The 17,245-nt window shown below is 52.8% G+C and carries 18 protein-coding genes; 3 read left to right on the forward strand and 15 right to left on the reverse strand.

Going from position 1 to position 17,245, the window contains the following annotated elements:
* Window positions 1-54: 54 nt before the first annotated feature.
* The 15 genes from AUK29_04485 to AUK29_04555 all read right to left on the reverse strand — a co-directional run bounded on the left by AUK29_04485 (window position 55) and on the right by AUK29_04555 (window position 13,174).
* Window positions 55-1,323, reverse strand: a complete 1,269-nt coding sequence (locus AUK29_04485; protein OIP64490.1) for a hypothetical protein — start codon at window positions 1,321-1,323, stop codon at window positions 55-57.
* A gap of 11 nt (window positions 1,324-1,334) precedes the next feature.
* Window positions 1,335-1,706, reverse strand: a complete 372-nt coding sequence (locus AUK29_04490; GenBank protein OIP64520.1) for a YraN family protein — start codon at window positions 1,704-1,706, stop codon at window positions 1,335-1,337.
* 11 nt (window positions 1,707-1,717) lie between these two features.
* The gene (locus AUK29_04495) at window positions 1,718-2,386 is read right to left on the reverse strand and encodes a ribonuclease HII (GenBank protein OIP64491.1); all 669 of its coding nucleotides are present in this window, start codon (window positions 2,384-2,386) and stop codon (window positions 1,718-1,720) included.
* A 133-nt stretch (window positions 2,387-2,519) separates the two neighbouring features.
* Window positions 2,520-2,906 carry a 50S ribosomal protein L19 gene (locus tag AUK29_04500; GenBank protein ID OIP64492.1) on the reverse strand — a complete coding sequence of 129 codons (387 nt, stop codon included), beginning with the start codon at window positions 2,904-2,906 and terminating at the stop codon, window positions 2,520-2,522.
* A complete protein-coding gene (locus tag AUK29_04505; protein ID OIP64493.1) occupies window positions 2,903-3,517 on the reverse strand; it encodes a hypothetical protein in 615 nt (204 codons plus the stop codon). Before AUK29_04505 ends, AUK29_04500 begins: the two co-directional genes overlap by 4 nt.
* Window positions 3,518-3,556: 39 nt before the next feature.
* The gene (locus AUK29_04510; protein ID OIP64494.1) at window positions 3,557-4,321 is read right to left on the reverse strand and encodes a tRNA (guanosine(37)-N1)-methyltransferase TrmD; all 765 of its coding nucleotides are present in this window, start codon (window positions 4,319-4,321) and stop codon (window positions 3,557-3,559) included.
* Window positions 4,314-4,823 (reverse strand): 16S rRNA processing protein RimM, encoded by a 510-nt coding sequence (locus AUK29_04515; protein ID OIP64495.1) that lies wholly within the window; start codon window positions 4,821-4,823, stop codon window positions 4,314-4,316. Before AUK29_04515 ends, AUK29_04510 begins: the two co-directional genes overlap by 8 nt.
* Window positions 4,824-4,849: 26 nt before the next feature.
* Entirely contained in the window at window positions 4,850-5,080 is a 231-nt protein-coding gene (locus AUK29_04520) for an RNA-binding protein (protein ID OIP64496.1), read from the reverse strand.
* 50 nt (window positions 5,081-5,130) lie between these two features.
* A complete protein-coding gene (locus tag AUK29_04525) occupies window positions 5,131-5,394 on the reverse strand; it encodes a 30S ribosomal protein S16 (protein ID OIP64497.1) in 264 nt (87 codons plus the stop codon).
* A 27-nt stretch (window positions 5,395-5,421) separates the two neighbouring features.
* A complete protein-coding gene (locus AUK29_04530) occupies window positions 5,422-6,828 on the reverse strand; it encodes a signal recognition particle protein (GenBank protein ID OIP64498.1) in 1,407 nt (468 codons plus the stop codon).
* Window positions 6,829-7,034: 206 nt separating this feature from the next.
* Window positions 7,035-9,695, reverse strand: a complete 2,661-nt coding sequence (locus AUK29_04535) for an ATPase (GenBank protein ID OIP64499.1) — start codon at window positions 9,693-9,695, stop codon at window positions 7,035-7,037.
* A 45-nt stretch (window positions 9,696-9,740) separates the two neighbouring features.
* Window positions 9,741-10,736: a sodium:proton exchanger gene (locus tag AUK29_04540; protein ID OIP64500.1), complete on the reverse strand. Its 996-nt coding sequence runs from the start codon at window positions 10,734-10,736 to the stop codon at window positions 9,741-9,743.
* A 196-nt stretch (window positions 10,737-10,932) separates the two neighbouring features.
* Window positions 10,933-11,232: a hypothetical protein gene (locus AUK29_04545; GenBank protein ID OIP64501.1), complete on the reverse strand. Its 300-nt coding sequence runs from the start codon at window positions 11,230-11,232 to the stop codon at window positions 10,933-10,935.
* 102 nt (window positions 11,233-11,334) lie between these two features.
* Window positions 11,335-11,988 carry a ribulose-phosphate 3-epimerase gene (locus tag AUK29_04550; GenBank protein ID OIP64502.1) on the reverse strand — a complete coding sequence of 218 codons (654 nt, stop codon included), beginning with the start codon at window positions 11,986-11,988 and terminating at the stop codon, window positions 11,335-11,337.
* Between the two features lie 160 nt (window positions 11,989-12,148).
* Window positions 12,149-13,174, reverse strand: a complete 1,026-nt coding sequence (locus AUK29_04555; protein ID OIP64503.1) for a hypothetical protein — start codon at window positions 13,172-13,174, stop codon at window positions 12,149-12,151.
* A gap of 807 nt (window positions 13,175-13,981) precedes the next feature.
* On the opposite strand from AUK29_04555, the gene AUK29_04560 reads away from it, so the two are divergent.
* From AUK29_04560 to AUK29_04570, 3 genes are all read left to right on the forward strand, one after another.
* A complete protein-coding gene (locus AUK29_04560; GenBank protein OIP64521.1) occupies window positions 13,982-15,097 on the forward strand; it encodes a glutamate synthase in 1,116 nt (371 codons plus the stop codon).
* Window positions 15,076-16,734 (forward strand): glutamate synthase, encoded by a 1,659-nt coding sequence (locus AUK29_04565; GenBank protein ID OIP64504.1) that lies wholly within the window; start codon window positions 15,076-15,078, stop codon window positions 16,732-16,734. Before AUK29_04560 ends, AUK29_04565 begins: the two co-directional genes overlap by 22 nt.
* 201 nt (window positions 16,735-16,935) lie before the next feature.
* Window positions 16,936-17,181 carry a hypothetical protein gene (locus AUK29_04570; GenBank protein ID OIP64505.1) on the forward strand — a complete coding sequence of 82 codons (246 nt, stop codon included), beginning with the start codon at window positions 16,936-16,938 and terminating at the stop codon, window positions 17,179-17,181.
* The last annotated feature ends 64 nt before the right edge of the window (window positions 17,182-17,245 follow it).

Raw genomic sequence — 17,245 nt, forward strand, 5'->3', positions numbered from 1 at the left:
CGGCTGCCGACAGCTATGATGCCATGACCTCCGTAAGGATTTACAGGCAAGGTCTTATTCGATCCGGGTACGCTCCTGGTAATCGTCAATCAGCTTCCCGAGTCTGATCGTCTCGCTGTAAATGATGCGCAGAAATTCATCCCGGGTCGACTCGGATTCATCCTTATACTTCATGAGCAGTTCGGCATAGGAACGGATGGAGGTGAGAGGCGTTCTGAGATTGTGGGCTGCCCTGTTCAGGTCATCCGCCTTCTTCTTGTTCAGATCAACCAAGCGCCGGTTGGCTTGATCGAGTTCCTGGGTTCTCTCCTTGACTCTCTCCTCAAGCGACTGATTGAAGCTGTTCAATTCCTGGTTTCTCATCTCCAGCGCCCGGTAGGCGTTTTCGAGTTCCAGGAGTTTGTACTCGAGTTTGCTGACCAGCCTCTCGTTGTATTCCCGGTAATATTTGACTTCATCACCCAGGAGGGCATCATGATCGACGCCAGGCATCTCCCCTCCGCGCTCTTTTCTCTCCCTGAACACTTCCTTGATGATCTCCAGGAGACGTTTTGCGGGGATGGGACGGATGATATACCGTTCTGCTCCCAGATCCAGTCCGAACCGGATATCTTTGTTGTCCGCGTAGGTGGAGGTATAAAAGACAAAGGGAATATTCATCAGGGCGCCTGAAGTCTTGACCATGCGGCAGAATTGATAGCCGTCCATGCCCGGCATGAGAATGTCGGAAAGGATGATATCCACTGGATTGTCGGTTTCGAGAATCGTCATGGCATCTTTCCCGTCCACGGCCATCATCACATTCATGCCGGCGTGGGTCAGAACCTTGGCGCCCAGCCGGAGGTGCATGGGGTTGTCATCCACCAGCAGGACCTTCCTGCCTGCAAGCTCTTCATCCTTCATCAGAGTTTGATCTTCGTCGTAAGAAGTAAAACTGATTTCAGGATTGAGTATTCGTTCCACCTCCTCGATCAGCATGAGCCGTTGTATCGGTTTGGATAGGTATCCATGATATCCGGATTTGATAATCCGTTCCCTGTCTCTCTCCATCCCGCTTGCCGTTATCGCTATGGCAGGGACTTCGGTGAGTTCCGGAACCTCGTGGATCCGGTTCAAGGCATCGAAGCCGTCCATAACCGGCATGAGAAGATCCATGAGGATCAAGTCAGGCCTTTCAGAGGATGCCTTTTGAACGGCTTCCAATCCGTTTACCGCCTCGCTGACCACAAACCCCTCGGACTCCAGGATCTTCCGCACAAGGATCCTGCTCTTTTCGTCGTCATCCGCATAGAGGATCTTGTTCCGGACATTTCCCTGTTCCAATATCTCCGCTCCTATTCAGAAGACTCGACAAAGGCATCCCGGATCAGCTCTATTTCCCGGGTGCGGCCGGCGGCCCCGATCAGAACCGCCACCACATCAAAACGGCAGGTCATCCCCTGATCACCCCGGTCATTGAGAAAGGCATGAGCCATTCTGATCAGACGATGCTGCTTGCGCCGGTCCACGGCTTCCTGAGGAAGCCCGTAACCGTCGTTCGACCGGGTCTTGACCTCGATGAAGACCAGCGTATTCTCTTCTCTGGCGATAATATCGATCTCCCCTAAGGGGGTCCGGTAATTCGTAGTGAGAATCACATAGCCGTGTTTGCGAAGGTATCGTATCGCTTTTCTTTCACCGATTTTGCCGAGGATCAGATTGTGCATAGGAATTTTCATCATCTTCTAAAATCCGCGCAATACTCTCTGACCCTCCGGAACGTCTTCCTGTGGATCGGACTCGGACCGAATATCCGAATCTTCATGAGGTGCTCGGGAGTTCCGTATCCCTTGTGCCTCCTGAAATTGTATACCGGATAAGTCTCGTGATATTCATCCATGATCCGGTCGCGTGTGACCTTGGCGATCACTGAAGCAGCAGAAATGGATTGGGATCTTACGTCTCCTTTAACAATCCCGAGTTGAGGAATCGTGGATCTGATCTTAACCGCGTCAATCAGGAGGTAATCGGGTCCGGGGTTGAGATGAAAAACGGCGTCTTCCATGGCTCTTCGCGTGGCCTCCAGGATGTTGATGCGGTCAATGACGGTGGAATCAGAGATGCCTACGGCCAGACAAACCGCTTGTCTTTGGATTTCTTTGAAAAGAACTTCGCGTTCGGAAGGGGTTAATTGTTTGGAGTCGGTAAGATTCCGGATCCGGCATCCCTCGGGCAGCACCACAGCAGCGGCCACCACGGGCCCGGCCAGGGGGCCCCGGCCCGCTTCATCAATCCCGGCTACCAGACGGTATCCGGATCGGCGGGCCTCATTCTCGAAAAACAGGACGTCGGCTTCATGCTCCCGGATGAAGAGTCCGCCCCTGCCGGCAATCGGTTTCCCTTGCATGAGATGCCGTCTCCTTGGGTTGAAGCTCCCTGCAACAAGGCGCAGGAAATCTTTCAGATCTCAGGATCACACAGCATGAAAACGGGATCGCAAGGCCGGACCTCTATCTGGAAAAAACAAGGGAAGGCATGCCTCACTCTGAGGATTTCTCTTTGGGTTTTCCCTTTTCCTGTTTTTCCCTGGAGATTTCATGAAGCCTGGCAGCCTTGCCGGAAAGATCCCGGAGATAATGGAGTTTCGCCCTTCTCACTTTTCCCCTCTGCACCATCTCGATCCGATCAATGATGGGAGAATTGAGGGGGAAGACCCTCTCCACCCCGACCCCGTTGGAAATTTTCCGCACGGTCATGCACCTTCGTGCGCGGTTTCCTTTGAGCCCGACAACAACCCCTTCGAAGACCTGGATCCTTTCCTTTTTCCCTTCAATCACACGGACGTGTACCCTGACCGTGCTTCCTGGTTGAATGACAGGGAGATCCTCCTTCACGTCCCGTTTTTCCAGCATTTCCAAGATATTCACTCTAAGCTCTCCTTTTCAAACGTGTTCTTTCCTGTGCTTTTTATGGGATCTGACCGATCCCCGGCCAACCGATCGATCACGATGGAGACCGCGCTCCTCACTGAAAGATGGTTATACCCGTTTTGACCTCGAATAGGCTCCAAAACCTCATCCGCCTCGTCCAGGATATCATCCGTCAGCCCCCAGCCTGTGCCGAAGAGAAGCAGATAGGGCTCTTCTCCATCACGGATCTTGGTCCTGAGATCCGCAAACCCGATCGTCGGCTGAAAACGTCCGGCAGCCGTGATCACCACTCTCGGTGATCTTCCGCCGTTTTCTTCGCGCACCCGGTCAACCGCCTCCTTTAGGGTCCCGCAAAGCGCCATCAGACCGAAGGCCTCTTTGCGTGTGGCATTGTAGCCTGCGCCGAAACCCTCCTTCCAATGATGAACGATTCTCCGAACCAACGCCGCCTGGGAAGGGACCGGCTGGACCACAAAGAACCGGCTGACATGATAGGTCCTCGCCACCCTGGCGATATCATGCAGGTCAAGATTGGTGATGCAGGTCGTCACCACGTGACCTTGTTTATCATAAACCGGATAATGGAGCAGCGCAATATATAAGTTCATGGCCGGAATCTTCCACCCACTGCCCGCTTCTTTATGTCCCTATACAGGCTCGGCTCCCCCGTCATCCCCTCTTCGGATTCTCTCCAGCATCTCCAGATCCTCCCCGGTCAGCCCGGCTCGCTCCAGGAGATCCGGCCGGTTTCGGAATGTCTTCTCCAGGGCCTTGAACCTTTGGAACCGGCGGATCCTTTCATGGTGCCCCGAGAGGATCACCTCCGGAACCTGCATCCCCCGGTAGGATTCAGGCCTGGTGTACTGGGGATGTTTCAGGATGCCTTGAGAGAAGGAATCCGTGTTCACCGATCTTTCATCTCCCACCACCCCGGGAAGGCAGCGGGAAACCGCGTCCAGGACCACCAATGCCGCCAGTTCCCCCCCGGAAATCACATAATCTCCGATGGAGATCTCATCGTCCACCAGGTGTTCCGTCACCCGAGCGTCCACCCCTTCATACCGGCCGCAGATCAGCGTCACCGCTCTCGATCCTTGGGATAACGATCTGGCCGCCTCCTGGTCAAAGGGTCTTCCCTGAGGCGACATCAGGATCAGCCGGGTCTCCGGGCTCAAGTCCCGTATCCGGTCAACCGCCAGGAAAAGCGGCTCAGGCTTCATGACCATCCCGGCGCCTCCGCCGTAAGGGTAATCATCTACGGTACGGCGCTTGTCCTCCGTATAGTCCCGGAGCTGATGGATCCGGACGGTGATCTTTCCATCCTCCAGCGCCCTCCCCAGGATTCCTGAATGGATATAAACCGAAATGATCTCCGGAAAGAGCGTGAGCACGTCCCAGACAAAATTACTCAAGGAGTCCCTCCACCTCGTGGACGATCAGCCTTTGGTTTTCAAGGTCTATCTTCCGGATCACCTCCCGAATGGCGGGAATCAGGACTTCCCTTGCCTCTCCCCTGACCACATAGACATCGTTGCTTCCGGTCTCCAGGATATCCTCCACCCGGCCAAGATATTCCTCCCGGTCGGTATAGACGGAAAGACCGATGACGTCCGAATAATAATACCTCCCCTCCGGCAGGCGCACGGCCTCTGCCCGATGGATGAGGATCCGGGACCGCATGAAAGGCGCCACATGTTCCGGCGTGTCCTTCCCTTCAAAATGAAGGATCACCCGGTCCTGCTGGAATCGGACCCGGTCAATCCGGACGGGGTGTCTCTCCCCTGCTGAATCCTCGATGACCACATCATGCAGGTCTAAAAACCGCTTCGGGGAATCGGTCAGGGGAAAGACCTTGACCTCTCCCTGGATACCGTGCTTGCGAAAAATGATCCCGACTTCGATCCACTCGACCATGATATCATGACAACAGCATGGCGCCTCTACTCGATGATTTCGAGGACGCAGCGCTTGCCCAACTTGGTTCCGGCGGCATTCAGGATGGTCCTGAGCGACCTCGCCGTCCTCCCCTGTTTGCCGATCACCTTTCCCAAATCCTCCTGGGCAACCTTCAGTTCAATGACCGTTGTCTTCTCTCCTTGAAGTTCTTGTACTGCCACGGATTCAGGATGATCCACCAGCGCCTTCACCACATATAGGATGAGATCTCTCATATTCCGTTACCCCCACACTTGAGCCGTACTGAAACCGGGCGTTTAAGCCTTCATGCAGTCTTTAAGTATTTCCGCCAGACCCCTGATTTCTTCAGGAATTTTTTCACCGTTTCCGTAGGTTGTGCGCCGGACTCCAGCCACTTAAGAACGGCTTCTTCCTTGAGTTTGATCACGGAAGGATTTTTGCCGGGATCATAGGTCCCGACCTGTTCAATGAACTGACCATCTCTTGCCTTGCGTGAGTCCATCACCACAATCCTGTAATAGGGGAATTTTTTTGCGCCGAAACGACTCAGTCGTATGGAAACAGCCATGTCTTCACCTCCCTTTCATGAAACCCATCAACGTTTGATCTTCCGCTTCTTTTTTAACTTGTTCCTAAACCGTCCGCCGCCCATCATGTCCAACGGATTCCCCTGGCCCATTCCCGGATACCCTGACGGCATGGCCGGAGTCCCACCATTCCCGAAGAGACGGAACATCTTCTGCATCTTTGCAAACTGCTGCAGGAGGCGGTTGATTTCCTGCACCGTGGTCCCGCTCCCACGGGCGATCCGTTTGCGGCGGCTTCCGTTGATCATCTGATAGGATCCCCGTTCATCGGGTGTCATGGAACCGATGATCGCCTCGATACGAGTCAGTTCCTTCTCATCGGGTTTCGCCGAATTCAGTTCCTTGATTCTCCCGAATCCCGGAATCAGCTTGATGAGCTGTTCCAGAGATCCCATCTTCCTGATTTTTTTTAACTGATCCAGAAAATCGTTCAGGGTAAACTGTTGTTTCCGGATCTTTTGCTCCAGCTTACCGGCCTGTTCCTCGTCGTAGGATTCCTGGGCCTTCTCGACAAGGGTCAATAGGTCCCCCATTCCGAGAATCCTGGAAACCATCCGTTCCGGGTGGAAAACCTCAATTTGTTCCAGCTTCTCTCCGGTCCCCACAAACTTGATCGGTTTCCGGGTCACATAGTTGATGGAAAGGGCCGCACCGCCTCTCGCATCCCCGTCCAGCTTGGTCAGGATCACCCCGGTGATATCGAGACGCTCATTAAAGCGCTGTGAAGTATGGACGGCATCCTGGCCGGTCATGGCATCAGCCACGAAAAGGATTTCATCAGGGGCCGTCTCTTGCTTGATCCGGTCCAACTCTTCCATCAAGGCTTCATCGATATGGAGCCGTCCGGCCGTATCTAAAAAGAGGATATCGAACCCCTGGGATTCGGCCCTTTTTTTGGCCTCTTTGCAGATGGCCACCGGGTCCTGACTCTCGGAACTGTGGACCGGGATCCCCAACTGTTCTCCGAGAACCTGGAGTTGCAGAATGGCTGCAGGCCGCTGGACATCCGCTGCGGCCATCAGCGGACGATGCCCCTTGTTCTTGTACATCCTGGCCAGTTTGCCTATGGTCGTGGTCTTTCCGGACCCTTGAAGGCCCGCGACCATCACCACTGTGGGAGGCCTTGAAGAAAGCTTCATCCCGCTTTCTTTGGATCCCATCATAGCCGTCAGTTCCTGCTGGACGATCTGGATAAACTGCTGGCCGGGATTCAGACGCTGGTGAACCTCGATATTCAAAGAGCGTTCCTGAATACGCTCAAGAAGGTCCCGGACCACCTTGTAGTTGACGTCCGCTTCCAGCAGGGCCATCTTCACGTCATTGAGCGCCTGCTGGATATTCTCCGCAGAGAGTCTCCCTTTCCCCGTGATGTTCCTGAAGATCGAGTTCAGTTTATCAGTCAGCGTATCAAACACGGAACATACTCCTACACCAACCCGTAAATCCTGTTTTTTTCGGTTAATTTCAATAAACCATACAGGATTCCGATAGGAATTAAAGATACTAATATTATTTTTTTTTCTTTTGTCTGTCAAGATAATAATGGGATAATAATGGGGATAATAGCAATGTCCCAAATCCACCATCAAGCAGTATAAAGTTCCAATCTTTAATAAGCATTTTATCCAATCTTCCACCGCCTTATTAACTTCTCAATCTCCACGGCAAAGAATACCCCGGATGACAATGCAATCGTAAATATCAGTTCATTCAGGGTCAACGGTTCTGTCTTAAATATCGGGTTTAAAAAAGGTGCGTACAACGTGACCATCTGAAGGGCAAAGGTCAATGCGACTGCGCCAAGGAGGTATCGGTTAGATAACAACCCTATCTTAAACAGAGACTCTTTTTCCGATCGTATGGCAAGAACATGCCCGAGCTGGGTCAGACAGAGCACGGTAAATACCATGGTCTGCCAGTGAGCATGCTCTGTATTGATGGACCAGGCCTGAACAAAAAGGACGATGCCGGCCATCAAGAGGCCTACCCATATCGCATGGGCGCCGAGACCGTGGCTAAAGATGCTCTCTTTGGGATGCCGCGGCGGTCTGCTCATGACATCGCCCTCGGCAGGCTCCGCGGACAGGGCGAGGGCGGGAAGCCCGTCTGTCACCAGATTGATCCAGAGTAAATGGATCGGAAGAAGCGGGATCGGAAGGCCGGCCAGCGGCGCAAGGAAGAGGGTCCATATCTCTCCCGAATTCGTTGTGAGGAGATACTTGATGAATTTTCTGATATTATCATAGATCTTTCTCCCCTCCCTCACCGCCTTTACGATGGTGGAAAAATTGTCGTCCAGGAGGATCATGTGGGCGGCTTCTTTTGATACGTCCGTTCCGGTGATGCCCATGGCAACGCCGATGTCCGCCCTCTTTAATGCCGGCGCGTCGTTTACCCCGTCCCCGGTCATGGCGACAAACTGGCCTTTGTCCTGGAGAGCTTTTACTATTTTCAGTTTTTGCTCGGGGGCGACCCGCGCGTACACCCGGATATGCTCGACCCGTTCCTCGAATTCCTCTAATGATAACTTCTCCAGCTCTTGTCCGGTCATGAGCGCTTTTGAATCATCGTCTACGATGCCCAGACGCTGGGCTATTACCCGCGCGGTGATGGGATGGTCGCCGGTTATCATGACAGGCTTTATCCCCGCTGCCTTGCACAGGGCAACCGCTTCCCCGGCTTCTTCCCGGGGCGGGTCCAGCATGCCGGTAAGGCCGATGATCGTCAGGCCGGTCTCAACATTCCCTGAGGACATATCATCAGGCAGGGCGTCCCACGTTCTCATTGCAATACAGAGGACCCTCAGGCCGTCCGCCGCCATCCGTTCATTAATCCTGCTTATCTCTTCACTATCAACGGCCCTTAATCCTCCCGATGTTAATATATTGTCCGACTGGTCTATCAGAACATCTATTGCCCCCTTGGTAAAGGAGATGAATCCCCCCTCGCCCCCCTTTGAGAAAGGGTGGGTGTGGGGGATTTTATGGAACGTCGTCATACATTTTCTTGCAGAATCGAACGGTATTTCCGTTACTCTCGGGAAGTCGTTTTCCAGTTCTTTTTTCTCAAAACCCTGTTTCTTTGCCATGTCATAGAGTGCAATTTCCGTAGGGTCTCCTATGACAGAGCCATCAGCGCCCGTCTGCGCGTCATTACTTAAGGCAAGGGCATTCAATAGATGGTGGAGGGGTGAATGGCCGGCCTGACGTTTCGCTTTAACAAATTCCATCTCGGCACTCCGAAGTATTTTACCATCAAGATAGATCTCTTCAACGGTCATCTTATTCAGCGTGAGCGTTCCTGTTTTATCAGAACAGATATACGTCACAGAACCGAGGGTCTCTACAGCAGGCAGTTTTTTTATTAGGGCATGTTGCATGATCAGCTTCTTTGCCCCCAGCGCAAGGGATATGGTTATGACCGCGGGAAGCGCTTCAGGGATCGCGGCCACTGCCAGAGAGATCGCTGTGAGGAGCATGAGCATGGGCGGCTCTCCCCTCAGAATGCCGATGACGAGAACAATGGCGCATATAGCAAGCACGGCAAGCGCGAGTTTCCGGCCGAACACGGCAAGCCTTTTTTGAAGGGGCGTCTTTACCTCCTCCTCTTCCTGAAGCATTGCGGCAATCCTGCCAAGTTCCGTATCCATGCCGGTCCCCGTGATAACGCCGACACCGCGGCCGGAGGTCACAAACGTGCCTTTGTACGCCATGTTTTTTCTGTCGCCCAGGGGCAGGTGTTCGTCGTGTAGTTCCTTTGTTGTTTTTTCAACCGGCACGGATTCGCCCGTTAGGGCGGCCTCTTCGACCTTAAAAAGAGCTGCTTCGATCATGCGCATATCAGCGGGGACGATCTTCCCCGCCTCAAGCAGAACGACATCGCCCGGCACAAGCCGGGACGCTGAGATGGTTTCCGGCATACCGTTCCTCATCACCGTTGCGGATGGCGCTGCCATCTTCTTAAGGGCCGTCATGGCCTTTTCCGCCCTGTATTCCTGGATAAACCCGACAGCCGCGTTCAGGACAACAATGACAATGATGGCAATGGTGTCCGACACCTCGCCGATAAACCCTGAAATAAAAGCGGCGGCAATGAGGACAAGGATCATGAAGTCCTTGAACTGGTCAAGGAACATCATGAAAGGGGTCTTTTTCTTTTTCTCTGTTAATTCGTTCGGGCCGTGCTCCAGGAGCAGTTTTTGTGCATGTGCCGCGGAAATGCCCTGGAGAGACGACCCGAGTTCCGCCATGACGTCTTCGATGTTCTTTTGATGCCAGCGCATAGTTATCCTGATCCTTTCCTCTCCACGAGTACTCGATTAAAAAGTTTACCGCATGCTATACAGCAGCACAAAATTGACCATAAACACGAACACTATCATGACGGAATCCCACGCCAAAAGCATAGGTTTTTTCTCCGCGCGATAGGTCAGTCCGATCACTGCGATGGCCGTCATCATGACGGCGGAGAGGGCAGAGATGGTGTGATTTTGATTGACAAAGGAAAGCAGGGGGCCGTTGACATAGAGAATATCGTCAATGCCGAGGATGAGAATGTTAAAGATGTTGCTTCCGAACAGATTGCCGATCGCAAGGTCCACGGCCCCCATTTTCACCGCTGCCGATGAGACCACCACCTCGGGAAGGGATGTGGACATCGCAATGAAGATATTGCCTACGAAACTCTGCCCCAGGCCGGTCGATTCCGCTATCCCTTCGCCGATCTTCGGCAGGAACATAGCGGCAACGATGACGATAGCGGCATTGACCGCGTAATTGATAACAGCGGTTCTCGTCGGGATGTTTCCATATTGAAGTACAGCCACGTTATTGATATACAGGATGATCTGTTTTTTTTCGTAGAAATAGACCATTCTCATGGCGAAAAAATAGATGCCGATGAACACCAGACTGTAAACGCCGATCCAGCCCAGCGAAAACGCGTGGTTTGCGAAGAAAAGACTCAACGCAACAGCACCCAGGAGAAGTATCCCAAACGCGGCGGCGAGGGCATGGCCCTGGTGCGCTTTTGCGGATATCGGCATCGGCCTATACACCGCGTCCAGGACAGCAAGGATCAGCATATTAAAGACGCAGCTTCCCAGCACATCACCGACCGCAATATCCGGGACCCCTGCGTAGGTGACCGAGCTTATCCCGGTCACCAGCTCCGGCAGCGAGGTGACGGTTGCCATAAGCACAACGCCGATCCAGGTCCTCCCCATCCCGGTCTTTTCAGCGATGATGTCGCCGTACCGGGAAAGCCTTGTGCCTGCATAGACAATTGCCGCTGTGCAGAGGATAAACGCAATCCAGAGAAGCATGATTATCTTCCTTTAAATACCGTGGTTCATTCCGACTGGACCACCCCGCAGCAAACTGAGCGGTATCTGATCATTAACGTCTCTCCTCCTTAGGATCGGAGGGGATTAAGGGGAGGGTGAAGCATCCGGCATTTTTCATTTTACCCCCACCCCTGACTAAATCATTCAAGAGCAGGCTAAGCGGTAATCCCGCTATTTATTTTTTAAACACGTTGAAAAGCTTATTAAGTCCGGTCTTGTCCATCTTCGCCACCTGTTCCATCTCTCCGGCATCGAGCCAGACGCCGGCACACTCGGAACATTTGTCGATCTTTATTTCCTTGTAGTCGATTTCGATCAGTTCCATCCCGCACTTCGGACACATCATATAGTGCAGTTCTTTCCGTTTTTTCTTTTCTTCCGCCGCAAGCCGCTTGTGTTTTTCCTCCTCGATCTTCTTCTTGCCCTCAAATTCCATTCTCGCAAAATACTCTGCTTCTTTTTCACTTGGTCTCATTTGAATTACCCCCTTCTTTTGTTTTTTGGAATTTACTTTTATTGGAATGTTAAACAGTTACGACCGACTTTAACATGATTCTGCTGCTAATAATGAAGTTCTTCAGGAAAGCGCTTCTCTGAAAAGGCGGATCGTTTCCTTGTAATTTTTCGTCTCGAAGATGGCCGAACCGGCCACCAGGATATCGGCTCCGGCCTGAGCGATTTTTCCGGCATTTTCGATCTTGACCCCTCCGTCCACTTCGATGGCCGTATTCCGTCCGTGAGCCTTGATCATCTCTTTGAGACGGGAGATCTTGGGGAGGACCGCCTCAATAAAACTCTGCCCGCCGAAACCTGGGTTGACCGACATGATCAGGACCTGATCCAGATCCTTTAAAACATACTCTAATACATGGATCGGCTGATGAGGATTCAAGGCCGCTCCCGCCTGTATCTTGAGATCCTTGATCTGCTGGATGGTCCGGTGCAGATGGATGCAGGCCTCGGCGTGGACGGTCAGGATATCCGCACCGGCCTTGACAAATTCCAGGATGTATTTCGAGGGGTCTGAGATCATCAGGTGGACGTCCAGGGGGAGGCGCGTCACCGCACGGATCGCCTTGACCACCGGAGGACCGATGGTGATATTCGGGACGAAGTGCCCGTCCATGACATCCACATGAATAAAGTCCGCCCCGGCTTCTTCCACGGCCCGGATCTCTTCCCCGAGCCTCACGAAATCCGCTGAAAGAATCGAGGGCGCTATTTTGACCATGGTCGGCGCCTATTCAATAGTGGGTTGAAAAACTTGAGTTCGAGACAATGTAACGAATATCACTCTGCATGTCAAGCTGGTTTGACGATGGGTCCGTTTCGAAAACCTCAATAAACTCCATATCATCTTTTGTCCCCGAAACCCTATGCCGGACAGCCCTTCAGAGATTCATATCCTGATAAGCCATGAGCCGGCTGAAATCAAAGAGCGCGCCCATGGCCAGATTCTCCGTATGAATGCCTGACTCCTCGACCGCTGCCAGTGGATTGAGGCCGCCGGCCACAATGATGCCGGCCCGTCCTTCCACCACCGGGATATCGAGCAGCGGCTGGTTGGGCTTTCCTGCCATCAGGACGGCGCCCAATCCGATACCTTCGAGCTGCCTGACAAGCCTTCGGATCTCAGGGAGGGCCACGGCCGGAATCTCCCTGAAGCTCGCCCCGATCAGGCCGCGTCCCGTGCGGACGGCATCAAGAACGCTGGTCATATGCCCTTTGATAAAGATCTCCAAAGGATCCAGCGAGGAACCGTCATAATGAATAATCTGTGTAAATCTGTGCGGCTCGCCTTGATAGATATCGAGGAGCCCTCCGAACTTTGAAACCACGGGAATGCCCGCATGGATGAAGATGCCGTTCAAGGTCACACTGCAGATCGTGCCGATAGCGGTTTTCCCTTCAGGAACGAAAAAATCACCCATCGGCGTCCCAGGGCCGGAAATGGTGATGTATTGCCCCATCCCCAGTCTCTTTTCAAAAACCGGGGTCATGATTTTTAACGCATCTTTTATGAACCGGGTATCGATCAGGGAAATATTCAACAAGACCGGACCGGATTTCTTTTTGATAGAAAAATTCATCCTGTAAGAAAGAGCGTCTATTTTAGAGGAAATCAACCCCACCTTATCAACCACCAGAGCATTTTGCAACTCCTCTTCACCCTTAGCCGTGATCTTCCGTCCCAGTCTTTCGGATCTCTTGCATGTCAGGCCCAACTGATCGGTCAGCGCCAGGTAATGACGTACCGTCCTGTGGCTGAGATTGATCCCGAAAGACTGAAGGGTCTCCGCAAGATGGGTGCTCCCCAGCGGTCGTCTTGCGTTATTAAGGGCCTTAAGGATGGCCACGATTTTTCGTTCTTTATTGATATCCATCTCGCGTAAAACCCTGAATGGTCTGTCATCCATTCACTTCCCAGCCTGACCCAAGAGCGGTAAAATGTAGGATCAGTGCTTGAAAATGAACTTCTTATAAACACCGGCATCATCAACAGGCCGAGATTAGGAAATCTTACCATAAGAACCCGCGTAGATCAAGATTTTAACGGCAATATTGCCTATATTTTTAAAACGTCTGTTTTAGGGTACATTGTAGAATCAGGCGCATTTTTTGTTTCATACAATTATTAAATCTGGTTCTTCTCCCATATAGCGGGTAAAAAGGGTTCGAGGGTTGAAGATCCATAGGGTTCCAGGGGTCGAGGGGTCAAGGGTTCAAGTGAAGTGCTAAAAACATAAAGAGCCGAGGGCCATAGGGTTACACTTCGCGTGTCCTGCTTTTTATATAATTGCCCTCTGCTAAGGCTAATACACTAAGGCATCTTGGGTTCAAGGGTTCCAGTGTTTTTCTCTGGAGATTTTGCTTGCGTTTAAGTATTTCACTTGAATCCTTGACCCCTGGAATCCTTGACCCCTTATTACCCATTAAATGGGAGGAGAACCAAGTTTATTAAAGTTTTTTGTTGACAGACCTTTTCCTCATGATTATAATATTAAAAATTAATCGGTCATGATATGCCGGTAAATAAAAGGGCGCTGACTGGGCTATAATCATAAAATAACTTCCTCGTCAGGGGCATAACCTCCCATAAGCAATCACCATTGACCTCCGAATTATAGATGACGCGCTGATGGATGCAGGTTGATCGGGGGATTTTATCCAGCCAGAAGCCTCGTTACCATCTGTATGATGATCAGAAGAAAAAGGGCGGAGAGATGTGCCGTTTAAGCGCAATGACATGCCGAGATTATTTCTCCCCCATGGAGAATATCCTGGCCCTGGAAACCATGAAGGAAGGCCACGACGGGTCCGGCCTGGGACTGTTGCTCAAAGACCTGGGCGGGGCTTTCAAGGACATGAAGGGATACCCTATTCTCTCCGGAATCTGTTCCAATCATGGGCTGGAGATCTTGGACCAGTATATGAAGGCACGGGGGTTCAATGAACTCATGGCCTGGGAGCCTGAAATCCGCAGGGTTCCCGGTTCAGAGATCCAAAGACGGGACCACTATTTTGCCAAGGTCTATGACTATCCTCTGGATGTGCGGGAGGCCCCCATGCCGGGAAAAGAGGATCTGCTCATGAAGACCCGCATCGCCCTGCGGAGCAGAGGAGAAAGAGATGAATCGATTTTTGTCTTCTCTTTCTATCCGGATATCATCACGATCAAAGAAGTTGGAGACCCTTTGCATCTGGGAGAGTTTTTCAGTCTGGACCGAGACGAGCTTAAAGCCAAAATCATCTTTGCGCAGGGCCGGCAGAATACGAATTATGCGATCTACCTCTATGCCTGCCATCCCTTTTTCATCCAGGGATACGGCACCATGACCAACGGGGAGAACACGGCCTTTGTCCCCATCCGTGAATTCCTGACAAGCCGGGGCTTCCCGGGTTATATGGGTTACAACAGCGACAGTGAGGTTTTAACCCACATCCTTCACTACTGCCACAGACAGTTGAAATATCCGCTGATCTATTACAAGGATGTGATCACACCGCTCAAAAATGCTGAGATCAACGGCCGCCCGGACGGCAAGGCCCTCCGTCTCATCAGGAATTCGCTTCGCCCGCTCTGCATCGACGGGCCGAACTGTGTGATCGGATTCACTCCTGACGGCACGGTCTTCATGACCCAGGATTCCAAGAAACTCAGGCCGGGCGTGGTCGGAGGCGCACCGGGAAAGTTTGCGCTCATGTCTGAAGAATGCGGACTGGACAAGGCCATCCCGGACCGGGACAAGAGCGTGGATTTCGCCCCCATGAAATATGACATGGCCATGGTCACGCCCGATGCCAAGGAGTTAAAAAAATGGAACCAGCTGAACGTTTAGATCAAAATCACCAACTCTCTCTCAAAGAGTTTCCCTATATCATCCGGTGGCGGGAAGACCGCTGCACCCGCTGCGGCCGCTGTACGGCCGTCTGCCCCGTCAATGCCATTGAACCTTCGGTCTTTTCCCAGCGGCTGGTGCAGTCAGAGGGAAGCACCCCCTTCCCCGCCGTGGTTCGAAGGATCACGCACGGAATCCGGCAGGTCACGGATATGGAAAGGCACTGCACCGGATGCAGCGCCTGCGCCCTGGTCTGTCCGAACGTCGCGATCGAACCGGAATACAACCCGCATCACAAGTTCCTTTTTTACAAGAACAAGGGGGGCGTTCCCTACAAGAGGGGCGGCCGGAGAAACGATCCAAGCCCATCCACCGTGGACCAATTGAAATTCACCCGGATCTCCATGCTCACGGACCCGGCGCTGGATGCCGGACGCCACGAATTCCACATCCGAACCCTCCTCGGAAGGAACCTTCCACCGGAAAAGCTCCCTCTGGAGGTCGAAGACGGTCTTCTTGCGGTCAAGAAGGATTCCGGATTCATCCCGCCGGTCAGGGAGATCTATCCGATTCGTATTGCAAGCATGTCCGTAGGCGCCCTCTCCCCGCACATGTGGGAAGGGCTGGCCATGGGGGTTGCTTACCTCAATGAAGTGGAAGGGCTTCCTGTGGTCATGTGCACCGGCGAAGGAGGCATACCGCCCAGGCTCCTGACCTCTCGTTTTGTGAAATATTTTATCATTCAGATCGCATCGGGTTATTTCGGCTGGGACGAGATCATCCATGCCATTCCGAAGATGGTGGAAGATCCCGCGGCTATCGAGATCAAATACGGCCAGGGCGCAAAACCCGGAGACGGCGGCCTGCTCATGGCCTACAAGGTTCTCAAACTCATCGCAAAGATCCGGGGCGTGCCTGAATACGTGGATCTCGCGTCTCCGCCCACCCACCAGACCCAGTATTCCATCGAGGAGGCCGTGGCCAAGATGATCCAATCCATGTCCATGGCCTGGGGGTTCCGTGTCCCGGTCTATCCCAAGATCTCCGGGACCAAGACGGCCAGGGCGGTCCTCAACAATCTGGCAAGAAATCCCTATGCGGCGGCCCTCTGCATCGACGGCGAAGACGGGGGGACCGGCGCGGCCTACAATATCTCCATGGACAAGATGGGTCACCCGATCGCATCCAACATCCGGGACTGCTACCTCGACCTGGTTAAACAGGGGAAACAGAACGAACTCCCCCTGATCGCCGCAGGCGGCATGGGAAAGACCGGCAGCCTCGCGGCCAATGCCGCGGCCATGATCATGCTGGGAGCCTCGGCCGTGGACATCGGGAAATATATCATGCAGGCCGCGGCCGGCTGCCTTGGGAATGAATACAACCGCTGCAACCTCTGCAATACGGGACGGTGTCCCAGGGGGATCACCACGCAGGATCCCAAACTCTACAGGCGGCTCGACCCGGATAAGGTTGCGGAACGGGTGGTGGAGGTCTTCAAGTCCGCGGACGTGGAACTCAAGAAGATCTTTGCACCCATGGGGCGCAGCACTCAGCTCCCCATCGGCATGTCAGACGGCCTGGGTGTTGCGGACAAGGAGATCGCCGAACGGCTGAATATCAGCTACGTCTGTTGAGAAAAAAGTGGATTATCTCCAAAAGAGTGGGTGAAAACATCAGGGGTCCAGGGGTCAAGGATTCCAGGGGTCAAGTGAAGTGTTAAAATCATAAGGGGCCGAGGATTATAGGGTCCAAGGGTTCCAGTGTTTTTCTCTGAAGATTTTGCTTGCGTTTCAGTATCTCACTTGAACCCTTGATCCCTCGACCCCTGGAACCCTATGGATCTTCAACCCTTGACCCCTTTTTACCCACTAGATGGGAGAAGAACCAAAAAAGCAGACGGAATACAGCAGACAGCCTACAGGGAAAAAAATGATCGTTCGCTTTGGGTCTGCGACAAATTTATGGGTAACCATTTCTCTAAGAGCGTCATTCCCCGACTTGATCGGGGAATCCAGACAATTAAGGAACTGGATTGTCCGGTCAAGCCTGTCCTACGACTTGATCGGGGGACCGGACAATGACAACCATATGTAATCCTGATGTGTACCCACAAATTTGTCGCACACTCGTTCGCTTTTCTGATTG

Source organism: Nitrospirae bacterium CG2_30_53_67 (assembly GCA_001873285.1).
Lineage (GTDB): Bacteria > CG2-30-53-67 > CG2-30-53-67 > CG2-30-53-67 > CG2-30-53-67 > CG2-30-53-67.

Excerpts from the sequence above, each read along its gene's own strand:
- AUK29_04490 (OIP64520.1), bottom strand. The coding sequence starts at position 1,706 with ATGCACAATCTGATCCTCGGCAAAATCGGTGAAAGAAAAGCGATACGA.
- AUK29_04495 (OIP64491.1), bottom strand. The coding sequence starts at position 2,386 with ATGCAAGGGAAACCGATTGCCGGCAGGGGCGGACTCTTCATCCGGGAG.
- AUK29_04505 (OIP64493.1), bottom strand. The coding sequence starts at position 3,517 with ATGAACTTATATATTGCGCTGCTCCATTATCCGGTTTATGATAAACAA.
- AUK29_04515 (OIP64495.1), bottom strand. The coding sequence starts at position 4,823 with ATGGTCGAGTGGATCGAAGTCGGGATCATTTTTCGCAAGCACGGTATC.
- AUK29_04520 (OIP64496.1), bottom strand. The coding sequence starts at position 5,080 with ATGAGAGATCTCATCCTATATGTGGTGAAGGCGCTGGTGGATCATCCT.
- AUK29_04525 (OIP64497.1), bottom strand. The coding sequence starts at position 5,394 with ATGGCTGTTTCCATACGACTGAGTCGTTTCGGCGCAAAAAAATTCCCC.
- AUK29_04535 (OIP64499.1), bottom strand. The coding sequence starts at position 9,695 with ATGCGCTGGCATCAAAAGAACATCGAAGACGTCATGGCGGAACTCGGG.
- AUK29_04540 (OIP64500.1), bottom strand. The coding sequence starts at position 10,736 with ATGCTTCTCTGGATTGCGTTTATCCTCTGCACAGCGGCAATTGTCTAT.
- AUK29_04545 (OIP64501.1), bottom strand. The coding sequence starts at position 11,232 with ATGAGACCAAGTGAAAAAGAAGCAGAGTATTTTGCGAGAATGGAATTT.
- AUK29_04550 (OIP64502.1), bottom strand. The coding sequence starts at position 11,988 with ATGGTCAAAATAGCGCCCTCGATTCTTTCAGCGGATTTCGTGAGGCTC.
- AUK29_04555 (OIP64503.1), bottom strand. The coding sequence starts at position 13,174 with ATGGATGACAGACCATTCAGGGTTTTACGCGAGATGGATATCAATAAA.
- AUK29_04560 (OIP64521.1), top strand. The coding sequence starts at position 13,982 with ATGTGCCGTTTAAGCGCAATGACATGCCGAGATTATTTCTCCCCCATG.
- AUK29_04565 (OIP64504.1), top strand. The coding sequence starts at position 15,076 with ATGGAACCAGCTGAACGTTTAGATCAAAATCACCAACTCTCTCTCAAA.
- AUK29_04570 (OIP64505.1), top strand. The coding sequence starts at position 16,936 with ATGGATCTTCAACCCTTGACCCCTTTTTACCCACTAGATGGGAGAAGA.